A 17,662-nucleotide genomic window follows, 5' to 3' on the forward strand; every position below is an offset into this window, starting at 1 on the left:
GGCCCGGTTGTTACCACCCCGGCCCGCGGGGGGGGGGGGGGGGCCCCCCCCCCCCCGCCCCGCCCGGCTGTCTGACCGGGGCTCAGAGGTGGTGAACCGCGCCGCCGGGGGTCGTCCAGAGCCAGTTGACGGGGGCGTGCTGCTTCTTCGCCGCGTTGCGGGCCTTGGCGAGGCCGGCCAGGGCCTCGGTGACGCTCTCGCCGAGGGCGGTGAGGTCCGCGGGGACGGGGACGCGCAGCACGAAGTGCTGCTTGCGGTGGGCGAGCAGGAGCTCGCCGGTGGGGGTGGCGGCGAGCAGCGCGAAGTGGGTGAGGGCCTTGAACGGGGCCTCGGTGGTGCGGAGGGCGGCGCGCAGGGTGCCGTCGGCGGTCCAGGCGTAGAGGCCGTAGCGGTTGAGGTGGAAGGCGAGGCCGCGGTGCGGGTCGGTGGTCAGGTCGAAGAGGTGGCCGGTGTAGGGGCTGTCCGCACGGAGGTCCAGGCCGCCGAGGTGGCCGTGCACGGTGCCCTCGGCGTCCAGCAGGGCGAAGGCGAACCGCTGGCCCCGGCTCCCGGAGCGGTAGGTGCGGCCGTACACCGGGACGACGTAGAGCTCGTCGGAGAGCGGGGCGGGGCGGTGCAGGAAGGCCCGGTCCCAGTCGTAGGCGCTGCCGCCGACCAGCCCGGACACCAGTGTGCCGAGGGCGGGTGCGGGGCGGTTGTCGCCGAGCACCGGCGCGCCCGCGTGGCGGACGTGCGGGTGGGCGTCCTGCTCGGTCTGGCGGGCGGCGGAGGTCGACAGGGTGGCGAAGGCGTGCAGCACGGGCTTGTGGCCCGGGGCGAGCACCTCGCCGGGGTCGCTGACGGCGACCAGGTTGGGGATCGGGACCCCCCAGTTCTCCAGGCTGGTCTCGGAGACCAGGCAGAGCAGCCGGCCGCCCGGGGTGACGGCGACCGAGGCGGCGAAGGGGTCGTCCGGGCCGTTCTCCTCCTTGGTCCAGGAGTACGTGGACATCCGCCAGCCGGCCAGCTCCCGGTCCAGGCCGGGGGCGAGCAGGTGGGTGTTGCCCGGGCGGGAGCTGAGCACCAGCGTCCCGTCCGGCAGGAGCGCGAGACTGGACTCGTTGCCCCAGCTGATGGTCGAGCGGGTGCCGCCGGGGACCTCGTAGGGGATGACGGCGGTGGCGGTGGCCGCGCCGTCCGGGGCGTGACGGGTGATCAGCTGGAGGACGAAGCCCCGCCCGCCGTCCTCCGTGCGCTGCCCGTCGCGCCGCCACAGGCCGCTCAGCACGTAGGTGTCCCCCGCCCCGGTGCCGACCGCGTGCCGGATCTCGTGGCCCCAGTCGTCGGTCGCGGGGTCGAGGCCGAGGGACTCGGCCAGGGAGGCGGGCACGGTGATCGGAAAGAGCGTCATGACCGCCATCCTGGACCACCGTTGTGACAGGCCCGCAGGCCGGGGCGGTCGCGGGCGCCGCCGTATGCTGGTGCGGTTCGGCGGCCCGCGGGTCGCCAGGGGGAACGACACGGGGGCGGGGCGGGCGGCATGGAGCTGCGGGACATCGAGATATTCCTGGTGCTGGCCGAGGAGTTGCACTTCGGCCGCACCGCGCAGCGGCTGCTGGTCTCCCAGGCCCGGGTCAGCCAGGCGATCCGCAAGCAGGAACGCCGCATCGGGGCCGACCTGTTCGAGCGCACCAGCCGCACGGTGCGGCTCACCGAGGTGGGCCGCCAGCTGCGGGACGACCTCCAGCCGGTCTACGCGGGGCTGCAGCTCTCGCTGGAGCGGGCCCGCTCGGCCGCCCGCGGGGTCACCGGGAGGCTGCGGATCGGGATGATGCCGTTCAACGTCGTGGACCTGCACGTCTACTGGCGGACCTTCCGCTCGCGGTACCCGCAGTGGGAGCTGGAGATCCGCCAGCTGACCTACGACGACATCTTCGGCAGGCTGCGCAACGGGGAGATGGACGTCCTGGTCACCTGGCTGCCGGTGGAGGAGCCGGACCTCACCGTCGGGCCGGTGCTGTGCACGGACCCCCGGGTGGTCGCCGTGGCCCACGACCACGAGCTCGCCGTGCGGGGCTCGGTGGGGCTGGAGGTGTTCGCGGACTTCCAGCACGTCATGCCGCCGGGGATGCCGGGCTACTACCAGGAGCGGTACCTGCCCTTCGAGACGGCCCGCGGCCGGACGATCGAGCGCAGGGGGACGGTGACCAACGCCGAGGACCTGATCAACCGGGTCGGCATGGGCGAGATCATCCACGGCTTCCCCAGCCACGTCACCCGGTACTGGGGCATGCCGAACATCCGCTGGATCGCCGCCCCCGACCTGCCCACCCTCGACTTCGCCCTGGTCTGGCGGAGCGAGGCGGAGAGCGAGCTGATCACCGCGCTCGCCGGCACCGTCAGGGAGCTGGGCACCTTCGGTTTCTGACGCACCGACAGGTGGTGGACGGCGACCGGTGGGTCGCGACCGATAACAGCGGGGTTATCGGTGCGGCGCCGAAGTGCGCGTTGATCATCACCGGGCGGCCACGGGAGGCTGGAGCCACTCACCCGACGCCGCGAGCAGGAGCCCCACAGCCGTGACGGACAGCTTCGACCTGACCGTGACCCGCGCGATGCACGACGCGCTCCGCAGGGAGCTGCGCCACCTCGCCCTGGTCACCGCCTCGGTCGCCCACGACCCCTGCACGGTCCTGCGGACCGCCGCGGGGTGGGACCTGTTCCGCCGGGCGCTGCGGGCCCACCACGCCGCCGAGGACGACGCGCTCTGGCCGGCGCTGCGCGCGGCGCTCCGGGGCCGCCCGTTCTCGCTCGCCCGGCTGGAGGCGATCGAGGCCGAACACGCGGCGATCGCCTGCCTGTTGGCGGAGATCGACCGGGCGCTGGACGACCCCGGGGCCGCCACCGAACCGTTCGGCTCGCTCGCCGACGCCCTGGTCACCGGCCTGCGCGGGCACCTGCGCCACGAGGAGGAGACCGTCCTCCCGCTGGCCCGGACCGTCCTGGGCCCGGACGCGTGGGAGCACTTCGGCCACGTCCACGCCCGGCGGATCCTCGCCGACCCGGCCCGGCTGCTGCCGTGGCTGCTGGACGGCGCCGACGGGCCGACGGCCTCGGCCGTCCTGGTGCGGCTGCTGCCGGAGTCCGCCCGCCGGGCGTACGCGCGGCAGTGGTGGCCCGCCTACGCGCGCCTCGACCGCTGGGGCGGGCGGAGCGCACCACCATCCACCGATCACCATCCACCGATCACCGAACGGGGCACCGGGCCCCGTTCCACGGAAGACGGGAACGTCATGAAGGTCCTTCTCACCGGTGCGACCGGCTACATAGGCACGGCCGTCGCCGAGCACCTCACCGCGGCCGGCCACCAGGTGGTCGCCCTCGTCCGCGGCGCCGAGCCCCGGCCCGGCCACGCCTGGGCCGCGCAGGTCGCCGGCGACACCGCCGACCCGGCCACCCTGGCCGGGGTGGTCACGCCCGACATCGAGGCGGTCCTCCACCTCGCCCCGCCGAGCACCGACGCCGCCGTGGACGCGGCGGTGATCGAGGCGCTGGCCGCCCCGCTGCGCGGCACCGGCCGTGCGTTCGTCTACACCAGCGGCGTCTGGGTGCTCGGCGCCACCGGCGAGGCCCAGGAGGTCGGCGAGGACGCCCCGACCAACCCCGTCGACCTGGTCGGCTACCGCCCGCTGATCGAGCGTCAGGTCATCGCCGAGGCCGCCGAGGGCGTGCGCGCGGCCGTGATCCGTCCGGGCATCGTGTACGGGCGCGGCGGCGGCATCCCGGCGATCCTGGTCGACCGGGCCCGGGGCGAGGGCTCGCCCGAGTACTACGGCGAGGAGGGCGTGCGCTGGCCGACCGTCCACGTCGACGACCTCGCCGCGCTCTACGTGGCGGTGCTGGAGCGGGCCGGGGCCGGCACCCTCTGGCACGGGGTCTCGGCGGCCGCGACGCCGGTCCGCGACCTGGCCGTGGCGGCCGGGCGGGTGGCCGGGGTGGACGGCGCTCCGCGCGTGGTGCCCGCCGAGCAGGCCGCGCAGGTCTTCGGCCCGCTGTTCGCCGACGCGCTCGCCCTCGACCAGAGCGTCGCCGGCTCCGCCGCCCGCACCGAGCTCGGCTGGCGCCCGGCCGGGCGGGACGTGGTGGCCGAGCTGCTGTCCGGTTCCTACGGGCCGGTCGCGGCGGGCGCGAAGTAGTGGGGAGCGGCGCGTCCATGACGGACCACCAGCGGACCGACCAGGAGCTCGCCGCACAGCCGGCCGCGTACTGGACCGGCGTGGCGTACGAGGCCCTGATCTCGTTCACCCGCGCCCGGCAGGCCGAGAAGGGCTACACCCAGCCGCAGCTCTGGCTGCTGCGCAACCTCTCGGCGAACGACCTGTCCCCGGACGGCGGGAGCCGGACGGTGGCGGAGCTGCGGGCGGCCATGAGCGCGTACCTCCGGCCGGAGGACGACCTCGCGGCCGAGGGGGCGGCACTCGTCGAGCGCGGCTGGCTCCGCCTCGACGGGGAGGACCGGTTCCGGCTCACCGAGGAGGGCGAGCGCGCCCGGGTGGAGCTGGCCCGCAACGCCCCCGCGATCCGGGCCGCCCTCCACGAGGGCATCGACGACGCGGACTACGTCACCGCGCTCAAGGTGCTCGGGCGGCTGATCACCAACGCGGGCGGCACGGCTCCCTGACCGTCCCCCGCCCGGGCAGGGCGGCCGTGCTGGCCGCCCCGGGCCGGGAAGTCGGTCGGGCCAGGGCAGCCAGGGGCGCGAGGAACTGCGCGGGTCGGAAGGACCGGACCGTGTGCCGGGTACTGGGTTTCACTTGCAAGTGCCCGTCCGTACCCGGCACACGGGTCGCCGCCTTCCGGCCCGCGCAGTTCCTCGCGCCCCCGGGTCGCTGCCCTTCCGAGTGTCACCTTCCGGGTGTCACCTTCCGGGCGTCAGGGGTCGGGTTCTACCGCGAGTTCGGCCCAGATGGTCTTGCCGCGGGCCGCGTAGCGGCAGCCCCAGCGGTCGGCGAGCTGGGCGACCAGGAAGAGGCCGCGGCCGCCCTCGTCGCTCTCCAGGGCGCGGCGCATCCGGGGCTGGGTGTTGGACGGGTCGGAGACCTCGCAGACCAGGATCCGGTCGCGGATCAGGCGCAGCTCGACCGGGCCGCCCGCGTGGCGGATGGCGTTGGTGACCAGCTCGCTGACGATCAGTTCGACGGCGAAGTCCAGGTGGTCCAGGCCCCAGTCGGCCAGCCGGGCGGCGGTGTCGGCGCGGGCCCGGGCCACCTCGGAGAGGTCGGCGTACCGCCAGCCGGCGGTGGACTGCGGCAGCACGACGCGGGTGCGGGCGAGCAGCAGGGCGATGTCGTCGTCGGGGTGCTCGGCGGGGACGGTGGCGATCAGGTCGGCACCGATGGCGGCCAGCGGCCGGTCGGGGCGGTGCTGCCGGGTCAGTTCGGTGAGCAGGGCCGGCAGGGCGGTGTCCGGGTCGTGGCCGGTGAGGCCGTCCGTGTAGAGGGCCAGCAGGCTGCCGGCGGGCAGGGTCGTGCGGTACGGCTCGAAGGGCTGGTCGGCCGCGCCGAGCGGGGGCCCGGGCGGGACGGGGAGGTACTCGGCGCTGCCGTCGGGGGTGAGCAGCAGCGGGGGCGGGTGGCCGGCGCTGGCGAACTGGCACTCGCCGGTGACGGGGTCGTAGACGGCGAACAGGCAGGAGGCCCCGACGGTGTCGGGCTCCTCGGCCTCGGCGGCCATCCGCTGGACGAGGTCGTTCAGGCGGATGAGCAACTCGTCGGGCGGGAGGTCGAGTTCGGCCAGGGTCTGGACGGCGGTGCGCAGCCGGGCCATGGTCGCGGTGGCCTGGAGGCCGTGGCCGACCACGTCGCCGACGACCAGGGCGACCCGCAGCGAGGAGAGCGGGAAGGCGTCGTACCAGTCGCCGCCGACGCTGAGCGCGCCGCTGGCGGGACGGTAGGCGCCGGCGGTCTCGCAGGCGGTGCTGGTGGTGGCGGCGGGCGGGAGCAGGCTGCGCTGGAGGACGACGGCCGTCTGGTGCTCGCGGGTGTAGCGGAAGGAGTTGTCGAGGGCCAGCGCGGTGCGGTCGCAGAGGTCCTGCACCACCTCGACGTCCTGCTGGTCGTGCGGGTCGGCGTCGCCGGTGCGCCAAACCAGCACGTAGCCGAAGAGCCGGCCCCGGTGGTAGAGCGGGCAGCCGATCGCCGACCGCATGCCCGCCGGGATGTGACGGGCCGCCATCTCCGGCTGGTCGCCCATGGCGAGCAGGGCGGTGGCGGGGTCGAACAGGATGGCCCCGCCGACGACGATGGCGGCGGTCTCCGGGGTGGCCGCCGGGGTCGGCACCGGCTCGCCGACCTGGACGAGCGCGGCGGGCCAGCGCCCGTCGGCGGCCTTGGCCGCCACCCGGCGCGGGGCCGAGGCCTCCGGCCCGGGGTAGCCCAGCTGGGGGTCGCGGCCCTGGAGGACCGCGTCCGGGAAGTCAACGGCCGCGAGGTCCCCGAGAGCCGGGACCAGGACGTCGACCAGTTCGCGGGCGCCGCCGACCACGTCCAGCGAGGCGCCGATCTCGGCGGCCCGCCGGTAGGCCTCGGCGAGCTGCAGCCGCCCGGCCGGCCCGGGCCGCTCCGGCCGGACCACCAGGAGGGCGGCGGGGGCGCCCTCCGGGGCCCGTGCGCCGTCGGCCGAGGGCAGCAGGGTCAGGTCGGCGGTGAAGCTGCCGCCGTCGGCCCGGCGCAGCACGGCTCCCTCGACCCGGGCGGACCCTTCCGGCAGCGGTGCGCCGAGGACCTCGACGGCGGGGCGGCCGAGCGCCTCGGCCGCCGGGCGCCCGAACAGGTCGGCGGCGGCACGCGACCACCAGACGACGGTGGAGCGCCCGTCGACCAGGACGGTGGCGGTGCCGTCCGTCGCGAAACCTGGTGCGTCCACCGCGTGGTCCGCCTTCCGCTCCGGCCGGTGCTCTCCCGCAGCAGCTTGCCCCGGTTGGCCGGGGACGGCATCCGGGGTCGGCCGTCGGGTGGGGGTGCCGTGGCGCGGAACCCCCACCCTCTTTCGGAGTCAGGCGCCGACGTGGATGCCGGGGCGGCGCTCCGGGTCGGGTTCGTTGCGGCGGATGATCTCGTGGGTGACGGGAGCGGTGTCGCCCCGGCCCAGCAGGAAGTAGCGGAACATGTGCTTGAGCGGGCTGCCCTCGGCCCAGGCGAAGTAGCAGTGCGGCCGGACGCCGGTGGCGTCGCGCAGGGCGAGCAGGACCGCGGCGATCGCGTTCGGCGCGGCCGGGGCCTCGGCGCGCAGGACCCGGTAGCCGTCCACCTCGACGCCGCGCACCTGGAGGGTGTCGCTGAACTCGGAGGGGTCGACGACCTCGATCTCCAGGAACAGCACGTCCGCGCTCCCCGGCACCGGGTTGTCGCCGCGCTGCTCGCGTTCCTTGAACGCGTACTCGGCCGCGTCGCCGGTGTGGCGGCGGTTGGTGATGATGTTGATCGCGTTGTCGTGGGCCAGGGTGTCGGTGATGAACCGACGGGCCGTCGGGTCGAAGGCGATGGAGTCGGCGCGCAGCTCGGTGGTGCGGGAGATCCGCGAGACCAGCGACACCAGGACGATGCCCAGGATGAAGAACCCGGAGATGGTGATGCCGTCGGGCTTGTCGACGATGTTGGCGACCAGGGCGTAGAGCAGCACGGCCGTGAGGGCGGCGAAGCCGGCCGTGGCCGCGCGGCGGCGCCGGCGCAGGGCCGAGACGGTCACCGCGAAGGCGCCCGAGACCATCATCGCCAGCACGCCGGTGGCGTAGGCACCGGCCTGGGCGTTGACGTCGGCGTCGAAGACGACGGTGATGACCACGCAGAGCAGCGTGTAGACCAGCACCACCGGGCGCACCGCGCGGCCCCACTCGGGGGCCATCCCGTAGTCCGGCAGGTAGCGCGGCACGATGTTGACCAGGCCGGCCATGGCCGAGGCGCCGGCGAACCAGAGGATCAGGATGGTGCTGATGTCGTACGCGGTGCCGAAGGCCTCGCCGACCTGCTCGTGCGCCAGCCAGGCCAGCGCGCGCCCGCTGGCGGCGCCGCCGGGCTCGAACTCCCGGTGCGGGATGAGCACGGTGGTGACGAAGCTGGCGGCCAGCAGGTAGACGCTCATCACGGCGGCGGCGGTGGTGAGCAGCTTGCGGGTGTTGCGGATGCGGGAGTGCAGCCGCTGGGCCTCGTCCTCGCCCTCGGCGGCCACCAGCGGCATCATGCTGACGCCCGTCTCGAAGCCGGACAGCCCCAGCACCAGCAACGGGAAGGCCAGCAGCGCGGGTTGGACCAGCCCGCCGAGGCCCCCGCCGCCCTCGGTCAGCGCGTGCGTCCACGCCGACCAGGCACCGGGGGTGGTGACCACCTCCAGCACGCCGGCGCCGATGGTGACCGCGTTGAGCAGCAGGAACACCGCCACCAGCGGGATGGCGACCTTGACCGCCTCGCTGAAGCCGAGCAGGAACACCCCGCCGAGCAGCAGCAACAGGCCGACGGTCAGCGCGACTTCGTGGCCGTGCAGGGCGCCGGTGAGGTACGGGTTCTCCACCAGGTGGACGGAGGCGTCCGCGGCGGAGAGCGTGATGGTGACGATCCAGGAGGTGGCGACGAAGCCGAGCAGCACCAGCACGAACAGCTTGCCCCGCCAGAACGGCAGCAGGTCCTCCAGCATCGCCACCGACCCGGCGCCGCTCGGGCTCTCCTTCGCCACCCTGCGGTACATCGGCAGCATCCCGACCAGGGTCAGCGCCACCAGGATCAGCGTCGCCAGCGGCGAGACCGCGCCCGCGGCGAGGGCGGCGATGGCGGGGACGTAGGCGAGGCTGGAGAAGTAGTCCACGCCGGTCAGGCACATGACCTTCCACCAGGCCTGCGGCTCCGAATGGCCCTCGGCCGCGGCCGGGCCGACCGGCTGGACGCGGTACTTCAGCAGCCAGCGGGCAGCGGCGCCCTGCGGCTGCGCGCGCCGGGCGGGGCTCTCCACCACGGCCGGGACCGCGTGCTCGGGCTCCTCCGGGGTCTCCTGACCGGCCGCGGCCGAGACCTCCGGGCCGGGCTCCTGCGGGGCCGCCTGCCGAGGCACCGAACGGTCCGGCACCTCCGGCTCCGGTAGTGCCTGTTCAGCCGTGTTGCTCATGCCTGACCCTTCGTCACCTGGCGTCCCACCGTCGCGGCCGCCGGCGGGTGACCGCGTCACGGCCTGCGCCATCATGGAGCATGACCGGGGCCGCCGGAGCCCCACCCCCCGGGTTGACGGGTGGTCACGGCAGCTGCCCGGCAGCGCCGGCGGCCGGGGCCCGGCGACGCCGCCACCGGTCCTGACCTCACCCTCGCCCACCGCCTCCCCCGCACCGTCCGGCCGTCACCGCTCCGGACGGCTACCCGCGACCGCGCGTCCGACACCGCCGGATCCGGACGGACTCCCCGGAAAGGCCGACCGCACTCCGGGACTTGGGCCGGAGCGGACCGGGGCGGGCCGTCCCGGGGGCTGGTCCCGGGGCTGGTCCCGGGGCGGCCCGGCGGTCCAGAATGCCGAGCATGCGCGCATCGGACGCCCGTGCCTTCACGCACCGTCAGCTCGACGGCTGGACCGACGGCTCCGGCGGTCGGTCAGGCCACCCCCACCACTGGGCCGCCCGGACGGTGCTGGAGAAGACGGACGAACTCGCCGCACGGGTCGCCGGCGCGACCACCGATCCGGTCACCCGGGCTTCGGTGTACGTCACCGCGCTGCTCACCCACGGCTGGAGCCGGCACCGGCTCGCCGCCCTCGGGATGGACCCGGAGCTTCTCGACGCGGGTGACGCGGCGATCGGCCACATCAACCGGATACGCCGGTTCCCCGCGGCGGCCGCCGCCCGGGCCGCGCTGGTCCACGAGTGCTGGGCGGACCCGTCGGACGTCTACCGGGCAGCGGAACGGCGCAGGGTGCTGGCGAAGGCGGACGCGGGCCGGCCCGGCTTCGCCACGCCGGACACCGTACGACGGCTGATCGCCGACCTCGACTCCGAGGACCCGCTCGTGCTCGCGTACGCGGCGACCGCCCTCGGCGTGCTCCGCGCCCCCGAGGCGGTCGGGCCACTACTCGACGCCTGGGCCCGACTGGTCGGCCCGGGCGGGAAGCACACCGGCCCTGTCAGCGCTCTCCGGATGGCCGCAGTCCGCTCCCTCCGACCCGAACACCTCCCGCTCGTGGCGCGGGTGCTCTCCGAGCCCACACCCGAAGCCCGCTCGGAGGAGGATCGGGCCTGGGAGACGGAGGCCCTGTGGGGGCACCTCGCCGACTTCCTCCGCGCCCAGGACGATCCGGCCGCCCGGGCCGCCCTCGACCGGTACGAGGCGGGGGTCGAGCGGAAGACGCGCGCCCGGCTGGGCCGGCTCGCCGATGAGCAACCCCCTGCCGGGCGGGGCCCGTTCGTCCGCTGGCTGATCGACCGGGTCGCCGAGAAGCCCCTCCAGGGCGAGTACATCCAGGCGCTGGGGAAGTACGGTGACGTCTCCGCGCTGCCGGTGCTGACCGTCGCCCTGGGACACGAGCACGGGGCGGTCCAGGCCCGCGCCGACCGGGCCATCCAGCGGATCGGGGGGCGGGCGGCCCGTCGCGAGGCCGTCCTCACCGTGCTGCGTGACCCGGACTCCCTGCACCGGCGGGCCGCCTACGCCGCCGGCCGGATGGGGCTGGCCGAGGCCGTACCGCTCCTGCTCGCCTCCCTGCGCAGCGGCCGCCGCGAGGTCGAGGAGGCCGCCATCGCCTCCCTGGCCCGGCTCGGCGCGGTCGAGGCCGTCCCGGACATCCTCGCGCTGCCGCTGACGACGACGATCGGGCACCGCAACGAGCTGCACACCCGACTGCTCGCCCTGCGCCGACTCGGTCCCGTCCCGGGCGCCGACCCGACCCGGCTGGAGGACCTGGCGATCGACGCGATCCGCCGCACCCCGCCGAACGGCCTGCGCGAGTCCATCGCGGTGCGCGACCTCGCCACGGACGTCCTGGCGCTCTGCGACTCGCCCCGGGCCACCGACCTGGTGGTCCAGACCCTGGTGCACGGAACCGTCCGGGCCTCGCTGGTGCGCCCGCTCGCCGAACGCGGCGACCCGGCCCTCGTGGACCTGATGGCCCATCTGGTCCGCTGCGCGCCCGACCGCAGAATCCGGCGACTGGCCACCGAGGGCATCCTGAGGGCGGCCCACCACCCGCAGGTGGACCTCGACCGGTTCGAGAAGCAGATGGCCCGGCTCGGCGACGCCACCACCCGGACGTGGCTGGAGCCCCGCCTGCCGGAACGGCCCGGCCGCCTGCACCGCCTGTGCGAGGCCACCCACCACCAGGAGCCCCGGGTCCGCGCACAGGCCGTCAAGTCACTCGCGCTGGTGGGCGGTCCGCAGGCCCTGGAGCTGATCGCCAAGCTGCGGGAGGACCCCAGCCGACACGTCCGGGCCTGCGTCGCCGGAGCCCTGCGCCGGACGAACCCACCCGCCTGACCCGGCACCCGGCCGAGAGGGGTTGGGAGCCGGGGCAGCGGAAACACGGGCAGCATGCCGACGTTCCGCGATCACCACGACCACGCTCCCGACCCGCTCGGGCCCGGCCACTCCGGCCACCCCGACCGTCCCGGCGGGGATGTGCCCCGAGGCCCGACCGATCTGCCGCGCCGCAGCTGGTGGCCGGTACTGCGCCGCACCGGCCTGGAGTTCCTGGAGGACGAACTCCCGGACCGGGCCGCCGCGTTGACCTACTACGGGGTGCTGGCGGTCTTCCCGGCCCTGCTCCTGCTGGTCTCCCTGATCGGGCTGGCCGGCCCTAGCGTGACCGGTCGCCTCATCGACGACCTCGCGGCGCCGGCGCCGGGGCCCGCGCAGGACGTCCTGCGCGGTGCGGTCGTCCAGCTGCAGGAAGGCCGCGGCAGCAGCGGCGTCCTCGCGGCGGTCGGCCTGCTCGGTGCGCTCTGGTCCGTCTCCGGCTACATCGGCGCGTTCATCCGGGCGTCCAACGCGGTGTACGACATCCGGGAGGGACGACCGGTCTGGAAGCTCACCCCGATCCGGCTCGGGCTGACCGTGCTGCTGCTCGTCCTGCTGGCCGCCAGCGCGCTGATCGTCGTGTTCACCGGGCCGCTGGCCCGGCGGGCCGGCGACCTGCTCGGCCTGGGCGACACCGCGCTCGGCGTGTGGTCGGTCGCCAAGTGGCCGGTCCTGGTGCTGCTGGTGGTCGCGATGGTCGCCCTGCTGTACTGGGCCGCACCCAACGTCCGCGGCCGGGGCCTCCGTTGGGTCTCTCCTGGCAGCGTGCTGGCGGTCGTGCTGTGGCTGCTGCTGTCGGGCGGGTTCGCCGCCTACGTCGCCGGCTTCGGCTCCTACAACCGGACGTACGGCGCCGTGGCCGGCGCCATCGTCTTCCTGGTCTGGCTCTGGCTGACCAACCTGGCGATCCTGCTGGGCCTGGAGTTCGACGCCGAGCTGGTCCGCCAGCGCGGGATCGAGGGCGGCATGGCCGCCACCCGCGAGCCCTACCTCGAACCGCGGGACACCCGCGCCTGGCCGGACGGCGCACAGCCGTGAACGCCGGACGGCGGCCGGCCCCGATGGGGTCGGCCGCCGTCCGGACGGCTGGGTCAGGCGGCTGCCAGGCGCCGGAGGAGGTCGCGGTAGTCGCGGAGCGCGAGGCGCAACTCCTCGGTGCGCTGCGGGCCTTGACCCTGGCCCTGGCCCGGGCCCGAGTGGTCGGCGTCGGCCTCGGCGTGCCAGGAGGCGCGGAGCGCGGAGCGCCGCTCGCGCAGGTCCGCGGCCAGCCGGCCCAGTGTCTCCTCCAGTACCGTGTCCGCCTCCCGCACGGCGCCCCGGGGGTCGTCCACGAAGCCGCCCAGCGCCCGGTCCAGACGCTGCGTCAGCTGCGCGGCGACGTCCTGCGACAGGAGGCGGTCCTGACCGGTCCGCCCGCTGCGCCCCTCGCCGGACGTGCGTTCCCGCTCCTCGGCGACCGCCGCGTCGTAGGCGGCGGCGATGTCACCGGGGCCGGACTTCCGGGTGTCCGGGGCCGCCTCGCGGCGCGGGTCGGCGGAGCGGGCCCAGCGGCCGGTGGTGCCGGTGCCGGCGGTCCGGCTCCGGGGCCGGTCCTGGGCACGCGGGCTGTCCACGGAGTCGGTGCGGTGCTCATGGTGACTGATGGTCATGCTGTCCTCCTCGGTCGTGGGACGGGTTTGGGTGGGGCGTGCTGCTCAGGCGTGGTGCTCGCGCTGCTTCGGGAAGTGCCGCAGGGCCCCGCCGCCCGGCGCCACCGGCGTCCCGGCGCGGACCGACCGCACCGCCTCGCCGGCACCGGCACCGGCACCGGCACCGGCACCGACACCGACCAGCACGGTGAACAACTCCCGTGCCCGCAGCAGGGCTTCGCGCCGTTCCTCGGTGTCGGCCGCCTCCGGGCGGGCCTTGGCCCGCAGCACGCGGTAGGCCTCGATCTGCTCACCGTGGTCGACCGAGATCGCGTCGATCCGGGCGTCCACGTCGGAGTCGGGGTAGCCGCGTTCCCGGGCCACCCGGGCCAGCAGCGTCTCGGCCTCGGCGAGGGCCCGCTCCGGGGAGTCGACGAAGTGCATCTGCACCTCGGCCCACTGCTGCTCGGCCCGGGCCCGGGCTGAGGGCTCCAACGGAGCCAGCACCAACTCACCGTGCTGGGCCACGCGTTGGGCGAGTTCCTGCTCGGCGGCGGCGGTGTCGCCGCCGTACCGGGCCACGGTGCGGCCGTACTCGGGCCCGAACCGACGCTTCAGGTCGGGGTGCCGCTCCCGGCGCTGCCGCAGGCCGACGGCCACGAGGACCGCCACCGCGACGGCGACCAGGACGACCGCCACGATCAGACCACTCGACATGCTCCGTCTCCCGTCGTCGCCGCACCGTGACCGTTGTCCACGGTGCGTCCTGGGAGCGCGCCTGCCCCGGATTCGGCGCCTCACGCACCGTCAGATGTCTACTCCGAAAGGCTGATGTGGAGGACGCAGGTGTCGTCGCGGCGCTCGCGGCCGTCCTGGAGGGTGCGGACCAGGGCGTCGACGAACCGGGGGGAACCGGCTCGGGCCTCGGCGGCGCGGGCCAGTCGGGCCAGGCCCTCGTCGATGGGCTCGCCTGGGTGCTCGACCAGGCCGTCGGTGTAGAGCAGTAGCTGGTCGCCGGGCAGCAGGTCCAGGGTGGCGGCCCGGTAGCCGGGGGCGTCGGCGGCGCCCAGCAGGATGCCTTCGGGGGACGGCAGGAAACGGGCCTCGCCGTCCCGCAGCAGCAGCGGCGGCGGGTGGCCGGCCCGGACCCAGGTGAGCCGGGAGGTGGCGGGCTCGTACACGGCCATCACCATGGTGGCCGTGTGGAACTGACGGTCCGAGGTGTGCAGCAGCAGGGTGTTGAGGTTGGCCAGCACCGTCGGCAGCGGGGTCCCGGTGACCGCCATCCCCTTGGCGGTGAAGCGCAGCAGGGCCATGGTGGCGACCGCGTCCAGCCCGTGGCCCGCGACGTCCCCAACCACCAACAGCGCCCGGCCGTCCGGGAGTTCGATGGCGCTGTACCAGTCACCGCCGAGCTTGAGCCCCTCCTGGACCGGCTGGTAGGCAACGTCGACCGTCAGACCGCCCAGGCGCAGCACCTGCTGGGGCACCGGCAGGAGGGTCTCCTGGAGCCGGGCGGCGAGGTCGCGTTCGGCCGCCAGCTGGCTCTGGTGGCTGAGCACGGCCCGCCGCTGCTCCAGCAGTTGGCGCTCGGCCCGCTCGGCGGCGGTGCGGTCCTGGAACAGCCCGTGCAGGCGGACGGGCCGGCCGTGCCCGTCCCTCTCGGTCTCCGCCAGGACCCGGACGTGCCGCACCTCCTGGCGGGGCAGACGGATGCGGACGGTGCGGTCGATCGGTTCGCCGGAGCGGAGCAGCCGCCGCACCTCCGCCTCCAGCAGCCGCCGGTCCTCGCCCTCCGCGAGCAGGGCCAGCTCCTCCAGGCTCAGCGGGCCCTGTGACCGCTCCCGGTCGAAGATCGAGTACGCCTCCTCCGACCAGGTGACCTCGTCCCGGGTCAGGTCGCGGTCCACCCAGCCCATCCGGCCCAGGCGCTGCATCAGGGCCAGGCGGCGCTCCGCCCGCTCGCCCGGGTCCAGGAGCTCCCAGGACACCAGCAGCCCGCCCCGGCAGGGAGCGGCCGACACGCTCCACCGTGAGCGGTACGGGATCCCGGCGGAGGTCTCCAGGTACTCCAACTCGCCCGCGTAGCGCGTCCCCCCGAGCGCCGCCAGGTACCCCTTCCAGAGCTCGGTGCCGCGCGTGCCCGGATAGCTCCCGAGCAGCGACCGTCCCAGCAGTTCGGTGCCCCGGCGCCCGCCGACGTCGACCGCCTCCGGCGAGGCCGCCACCACCACGAAGTCCGTCACCTCGCCGCACGGCCCGTACACCGGTCGGAGGAACACCACGGATCCGGTCAGACCGGCCAGGACCTCCGAGACCACCTCCGGATCTCCGCCCGACGCCGCGGGACCGCTGCCCGGCTCCGGTGCCACCCGTTCCTCGAGGTCCGTCATGCGAGGAGCATGTCACGCATCGACCCGCTCGTGGGCGAACCCCCTCGCCGACGCACACCCCGGCACACTGCCGAAGTGGGGACGAAGGGCCGTGTCCAAGGGGACGTTCGGCGGCCGATCCGCCGCTCCGGCGGCAGCAGGATGAGCTCATGAACCGTCGAACCCGCCACCTGGCCCTGGCCTCCTTCGTGCTCGCCCTCGCCGCCGCCGGCTGCGCGACCACCGAACGCACCGGCACCCCGCCCGCCCCCTCGCCCGCACCCTCCGGGCCTGCCACCGCTCCGGCCGAGGTGGCGCCGCCCGCGACCGGCGCCCAGCAGGCGGAGCAGGCCGGCCGCGAACTGGGCCACCAGGCGGAGCAGGCCGGCCGGGAGACGGGCTGTCAGGCGGAACAGCAGGGGCGCGAGCTGGGGCGCCAAGGCGAACAGCAGGGACGGGAGCTGGGACGTCAGGCCGAGCAGCAGGGTCGGGAGACCGGTGAGCAGTGGCGCGAGTACGGCGAGTCCTGGCGCCGCTGACGACCGGTCACCCGCCCGTGGACGGCCGGCCCGTCAGCCGCGACGGGACCAGACCGGAGTGACGACGGCGATCAGGACGGCCGCGACGCCGATCTGCAGCAGGTGGCGGATCCAGTCGATGCCGCCGGTGTCCCGCACGCCGAGTCCGCTCGCGAGGGCGTTGCCGGCCAGGCCGCCGATCGCGCCGAGGATCACCGTCAGCCAGAGCGGGATCGGCTGGCGGCCGGGCAGGACGAGCTTGGCGAGCAGGCCGATGACCAGGCCGGCGATGAGGGCCCACAGGAACGACATGGGTGAACTCCCTTGTCCGAAAGGGTGCCCCGCGCATTCAGCACGGGCCGTGCGGTCCTTTTGCCCCGGATGTCCGGAGGGCAACCACACCCACCTGCCACGACCGCCAGGGGTCGGTGCCCCGGTGACGGCAGGTCAGCCCCGTGCCAGGTGGGACCACCCAGCGGGGCGGTACGTCACCGGCGACCGGTAGCCTGCGGACATGTCGGTCAACATCGATCTCCACTTCACCATCTCCCGCCTCGCCGACCCGGCCCAGGCCGAGGCCGTCGCCTCGTCCATCGGCGACCTGCTGCGCGACGAGGGTTTCGAGGGCCAGATCAGCTACGGCGCGGTCCGCGACAACGGCGTCGACTACGTGTCGGGCGAGTCGAAGTTCCCGATCAGCATCAGCGGGTTCGGCCGCTGGCAGCCGTACTTCGAGAGCTCCTTCGCCTCCGCCGTCGCCGAGGCCGCCCCCGACGCCGAGGTCGCCATCGAGTGGGGCTACCCCGACGAGGAGTACTGACCCCGCGCCCGCCACGAACTCCGGGTCGGTCCGGTCCTCGACGAACCGTCCGGCGACCTGGCTCGGGTGGACGCCGCGCAGTCCGCCGCCGGCCGTGTCCCGAGCGGTCCCTAGTCGACCGATCCCTCCGTGGTGTATCTGGCGATGTCGTCCACGGCGATCGAGCCGCCGTCCACCAGGACCCGCAGCGTCCCGTTCTCCCGCCTGAGGCCGACCGCGGTCTGGAGCTCCCCGCCCGCCGTAGCGACGCGAAGGGTCCGGGGGTAGGCGGCCAGCGCGAGCAGCAGTTGGGAGGAGGCGTCCGGCACGGCGGCCTCGGCCGCTGCGGACTTCGGCTTCTGCAGGTCCGCGGCGGTGCGGAGGAACTCGGCCGCCACCAGCGCGCTGGAGCCCACCTTGGCGGCGGTCGCCGACGCCCGGCCGTCCACATCGGCCTTGACCATGATGGCGATCGCCAGGGCAACCGCCGCGAGGCAGAACCCCACGGCGGCGATGGCCGCGACCTTCAGCGGCTCGGTGGACGCTTCGAAGAACTTCCACGCGGCGAGGACGGAGCCGGCTCCTCCGCCCGCCATCAGACTTGCCCAGAGTTTGGTCAGGTCCAACGCGCCGGCCCGCACCACCTGCAGGCTCTCCGGTGTGCTGAAGCGGGACTCCTTCTCGCCCTCCTTCAACTTCGACAGCAGCTGCAGGCTGCTCAGCAGGTCCGCGAGGGGGGCGGCGAGGTCGTCCTTCTCCTCCACCGCGTTGTCGGGCCACTTGATGACGGGGTCTGCCACGTCCGACTGCCTTCCCTGCGGGCAAGGGG

15 protein-coding genes are annotated in these 17,662 nt (G+C 75.0%); 7 read left to right on the forward strand and 8 right to left on the reverse strand.

The window, feature by feature from the left end; all coding sequences use genetic code 11:
- Positions 1–82 precede the first annotated feature (82 nt).
- On the reverse strand, positions 83–1,390 hold the full coding sequence (locus ACWEPF_RS25080) for a hypothetical protein (protein ID WP_452174250.1): 1,308 nt from the start codon (positions 1,388–1,390) through the stop codon (positions 83–85).
- Between the two features lie 129 nt (positions 1,391–1,519).
- On the opposite strand from ACWEPF_RS25080, the gene ACWEPF_RS25085 reads away from it, so the two are divergent.
- The 3 genes from ACWEPF_RS25085 to ACWEPF_RS25095 all read left to right on the forward strand — a co-directional run bounded on the left by ACWEPF_RS25085 (position 1,520) and on the right by ACWEPF_RS25095 (position 4,660).
- Complete coding sequence (locus ACWEPF_RS25085) at positions 1,520–2,407, forward strand: LysR family transcriptional regulator (protein ID WP_452174251.1); 888 nt, start codon at positions 1,520–1,522, stop codon at positions 2,405–2,407.
- A 151-nt stretch (positions 2,408–2,558) separates the two neighbouring features.
- The gene (locus ACWEPF_RS25090; RefSeq protein WP_452174252.1) at positions 2,559–4,175 is read left to right on the forward strand and encodes an NAD-dependent epimerase/dehydratase family protein; all 1,617 of its coding nucleotides are present in this window, start codon (positions 2,559–2,561) and stop codon (positions 4,173–4,175) included.
- 17 nt (positions 4,176–4,192) lie between these two features.
- A complete protein-coding gene (locus ACWEPF_RS25095; RefSeq protein WP_452174253.1) occupies positions 4,193–4,660 on the forward strand; it encodes a MarR family transcriptional regulator in 468 nt (155 codons plus the stop codon).
- 251 nt (positions 4,661–4,911) lie between these two features.
- Here ACWEPF_RS25095 and ACWEPF_RS25100 read toward each other — a convergent pair whose 3' ends face one another.
- Positions 4,912–6,903 carry a SpoIIE family protein phosphatase gene (locus ACWEPF_RS25100; RefSeq protein ID WP_452174254.1) on the reverse strand — a complete coding sequence of 664 codons (1,992 nt, stop codon included), beginning with the start codon at positions 6,901–6,903 and terminating at the stop codon, positions 4,912–4,914.
- A gap of 129 nt (positions 6,904–7,032) precedes the next feature.
- The gene (locus ACWEPF_RS25105) at positions 7,033–9,132 is read right to left on the reverse strand and encodes an amino acid transporter (protein WP_452174255.1); all 2,100 of its coding nucleotides are present in this window, start codon (positions 9,130–9,132) and stop codon (positions 7,033–7,035) included.
- A gap of 401 nt (positions 9,133–9,533) precedes the next feature.
- Here ACWEPF_RS25105 and ACWEPF_RS25110 point away from each other — a divergent pair, with 401 nt between their 5' ends.
- On the forward strand, positions 9,534–11,477 hold the full coding sequence (locus ACWEPF_RS25110; protein ID WP_452174256.1) for a HEAT repeat domain-containing protein: 1,944 nt from the start codon (positions 9,534–9,536) through the stop codon (positions 11,475–11,477).
- Between the two features lie 54 nt (positions 11,478–11,531).
- Positions 11,532–12,554 (forward strand): YihY/virulence factor BrkB family protein, encoded by a 1,023-nt coding sequence (locus ACWEPF_RS25115; protein WP_452174257.1) that lies wholly within the window; start codon positions 11,532–11,534, stop codon positions 12,552–12,554.
- A gap of 53 nt (positions 12,555–12,607) precedes the next feature.
- Here the strand turns inward: ACWEPF_RS25115 and ACWEPF_RS25120 are convergent, their stop codons facing one another.
- The 3 genes from ACWEPF_RS25120 to ACWEPF_RS25130 form a co-directional block, all read right to left on the reverse strand.
- Positions 12,608–13,165 carry a hypothetical protein gene (locus ACWEPF_RS25120; protein WP_452174258.1) on the reverse strand — a complete coding sequence of 186 codons (558 nt, stop codon included), beginning with the start codon at positions 13,163–13,165 and terminating at the stop codon, positions 12,608–12,610.
- Between the two features lie 45 nt (positions 13,166–13,210).
- Entirely contained in the window at positions 13,211–13,861 is a 651-nt protein-coding gene (locus tag ACWEPF_RS25125; RefSeq protein WP_452174259.1) for a hypothetical protein, read from the reverse strand.
- Between the two features lie 98 nt (positions 13,862–13,959).
- Complete coding sequence (locus ACWEPF_RS25130) at positions 13,960–15,537, reverse strand: PP2C family protein-serine/threonine phosphatase (RefSeq protein WP_452174260.1); 1,578 nt, start codon at positions 15,535–15,537, stop codon at positions 13,960–13,962.
- Positions 15,538–15,686: 149 nt separating this feature from the next.
- Between ACWEPF_RS25130 and ACWEPF_RS25135 the strand changes: the two genes are divergently transcribed.
- A complete protein-coding gene (locus tag ACWEPF_RS25135) occupies positions 15,687–16,055 on the forward strand; it encodes a hypothetical protein (protein WP_452174261.1) in 369 nt (122 codons plus the stop codon).
- 33 nt (positions 16,056–16,088) lie between these two features.
- Here ACWEPF_RS25135 and ACWEPF_RS25140 read toward each other — a convergent pair whose 3' ends face one another.
- On the reverse strand, positions 16,089–16,346 hold the full coding sequence (locus ACWEPF_RS25140; RefSeq protein WP_452174262.1) for a GlsB/YeaQ/YmgE family stress response membrane protein: 258 nt from the start codon (positions 16,344–16,346) through the stop codon (positions 16,089–16,091).
- A gap of 202 nt (positions 16,347–16,548) precedes the next feature.
- Here ACWEPF_RS25140 and ACWEPF_RS25145 point away from each other — a divergent pair, with 202 nt between their 5' ends.
- On the forward strand, positions 16,549–16,854 hold the full coding sequence (locus ACWEPF_RS25145) for a hypothetical protein (RefSeq protein WP_452174263.1): 306 nt from the start codon (positions 16,549–16,551) through the stop codon (positions 16,852–16,854).
- A gap of 110 nt (positions 16,855–16,964) precedes the next feature.
- Here ACWEPF_RS25145 and ACWEPF_RS25150 read toward each other — a convergent pair whose 3' ends face one another.
- On the reverse strand, positions 16,965–17,633 hold the full coding sequence (locus tag ACWEPF_RS25150; RefSeq protein ID WP_452174264.1) for a hypothetical protein: 669 nt from the start codon (positions 17,631–17,633) through the stop codon (positions 16,965–16,967).
- Positions 17,634–17,662: the final 29 nt, after the last annotated feature.

This window comes from Kitasatospora sp. NPDC004289, from assembly GCF_053602875.1.

What these genes read in the sequence shown, in the direction of transcription:
- ACWEPF_RS25120 (WP_452174258.1), bottom strand. Translation starts at nt 13,165, where the DNA reads ATGACCATCAGTCACCATGAGCACCGCACCGACTCCGTGGACAGCCCG.
- ACWEPF_RS25125 (WP_452174259.1), bottom strand. Translation starts at nt 13,861, where the DNA reads ATGTCGAGTGGTCTGATCGTGGCGGTCGTCCTGGTCGCCGTCGCGGTG.
- ACWEPF_RS25110 (WP_452174256.1), top strand. Translation starts at nt 9,534, where the DNA reads ATGCGCGCATCGGACGCCCGTGCCTTCACGCACCGTCAGCTCGACGGC.
- ACWEPF_RS25105 (WP_452174255.1), bottom strand. Translation starts at nt 9,132, where the DNA reads ATGAGCAACACGGCTGAACAGGCACTACCGGAGCCGGAGGTGCCGGAC.
- ACWEPF_RS25135 (WP_452174261.1), top strand. Translation starts at nt 15,687, where the DNA reads ATGAACCGTCGAACCCGCCACCTGGCCCTGGCCTCCTTCGTGCTCGCC.
- ACWEPF_RS25095 (WP_452174253.1), top strand. Translation starts at nt 4,193, where the DNA reads ATGACGGACCACCAGCGGACCGACCAGGAGCTCGCCGCACAGCCGGCC.
- ACWEPF_RS25145 (WP_452174263.1), top strand. Translation starts at nt 16,549, where the DNA reads ATGTCGGTCAACATCGATCTCCACTTCACCATCTCCCGCCTCGCCGAC.
- ACWEPF_RS25140 (WP_452174262.1), bottom strand. Translation starts at nt 16,346, where the DNA reads ATGTCGTTCCTGTGGGCCCTCATCGCCGGCCTGGTCATCGGCCTGCTC.
- ACWEPF_RS25085 (WP_452174251.1), top strand. Translation starts at nt 1,520, where the DNA reads ATGGAGCTGCGGGACATCGAGATATTCCTGGTGCTGGCCGAGGAGTTG.
- ACWEPF_RS25130 (WP_452174260.1), bottom strand. Translation starts at nt 15,537, where the DNA reads ATGACGGACCTCGAGGAACGGGTGGCACCGGAGCCGGGCAGCGGTCCC.
- ACWEPF_RS25115 (WP_452174257.1), top strand. Translation starts at nt 11,532, where the DNA reads ATGCCGACGTTCCGCGATCACCACGACCACGCTCCCGACCCGCTCGGG.
- ACWEPF_RS25080 (WP_452174250.1), bottom strand. Translation starts at nt 1,390, where the DNA reads ATGACGCTCTTTCCGATCACCGTGCCCGCCTCCCTGGCCGAGTCCCTC.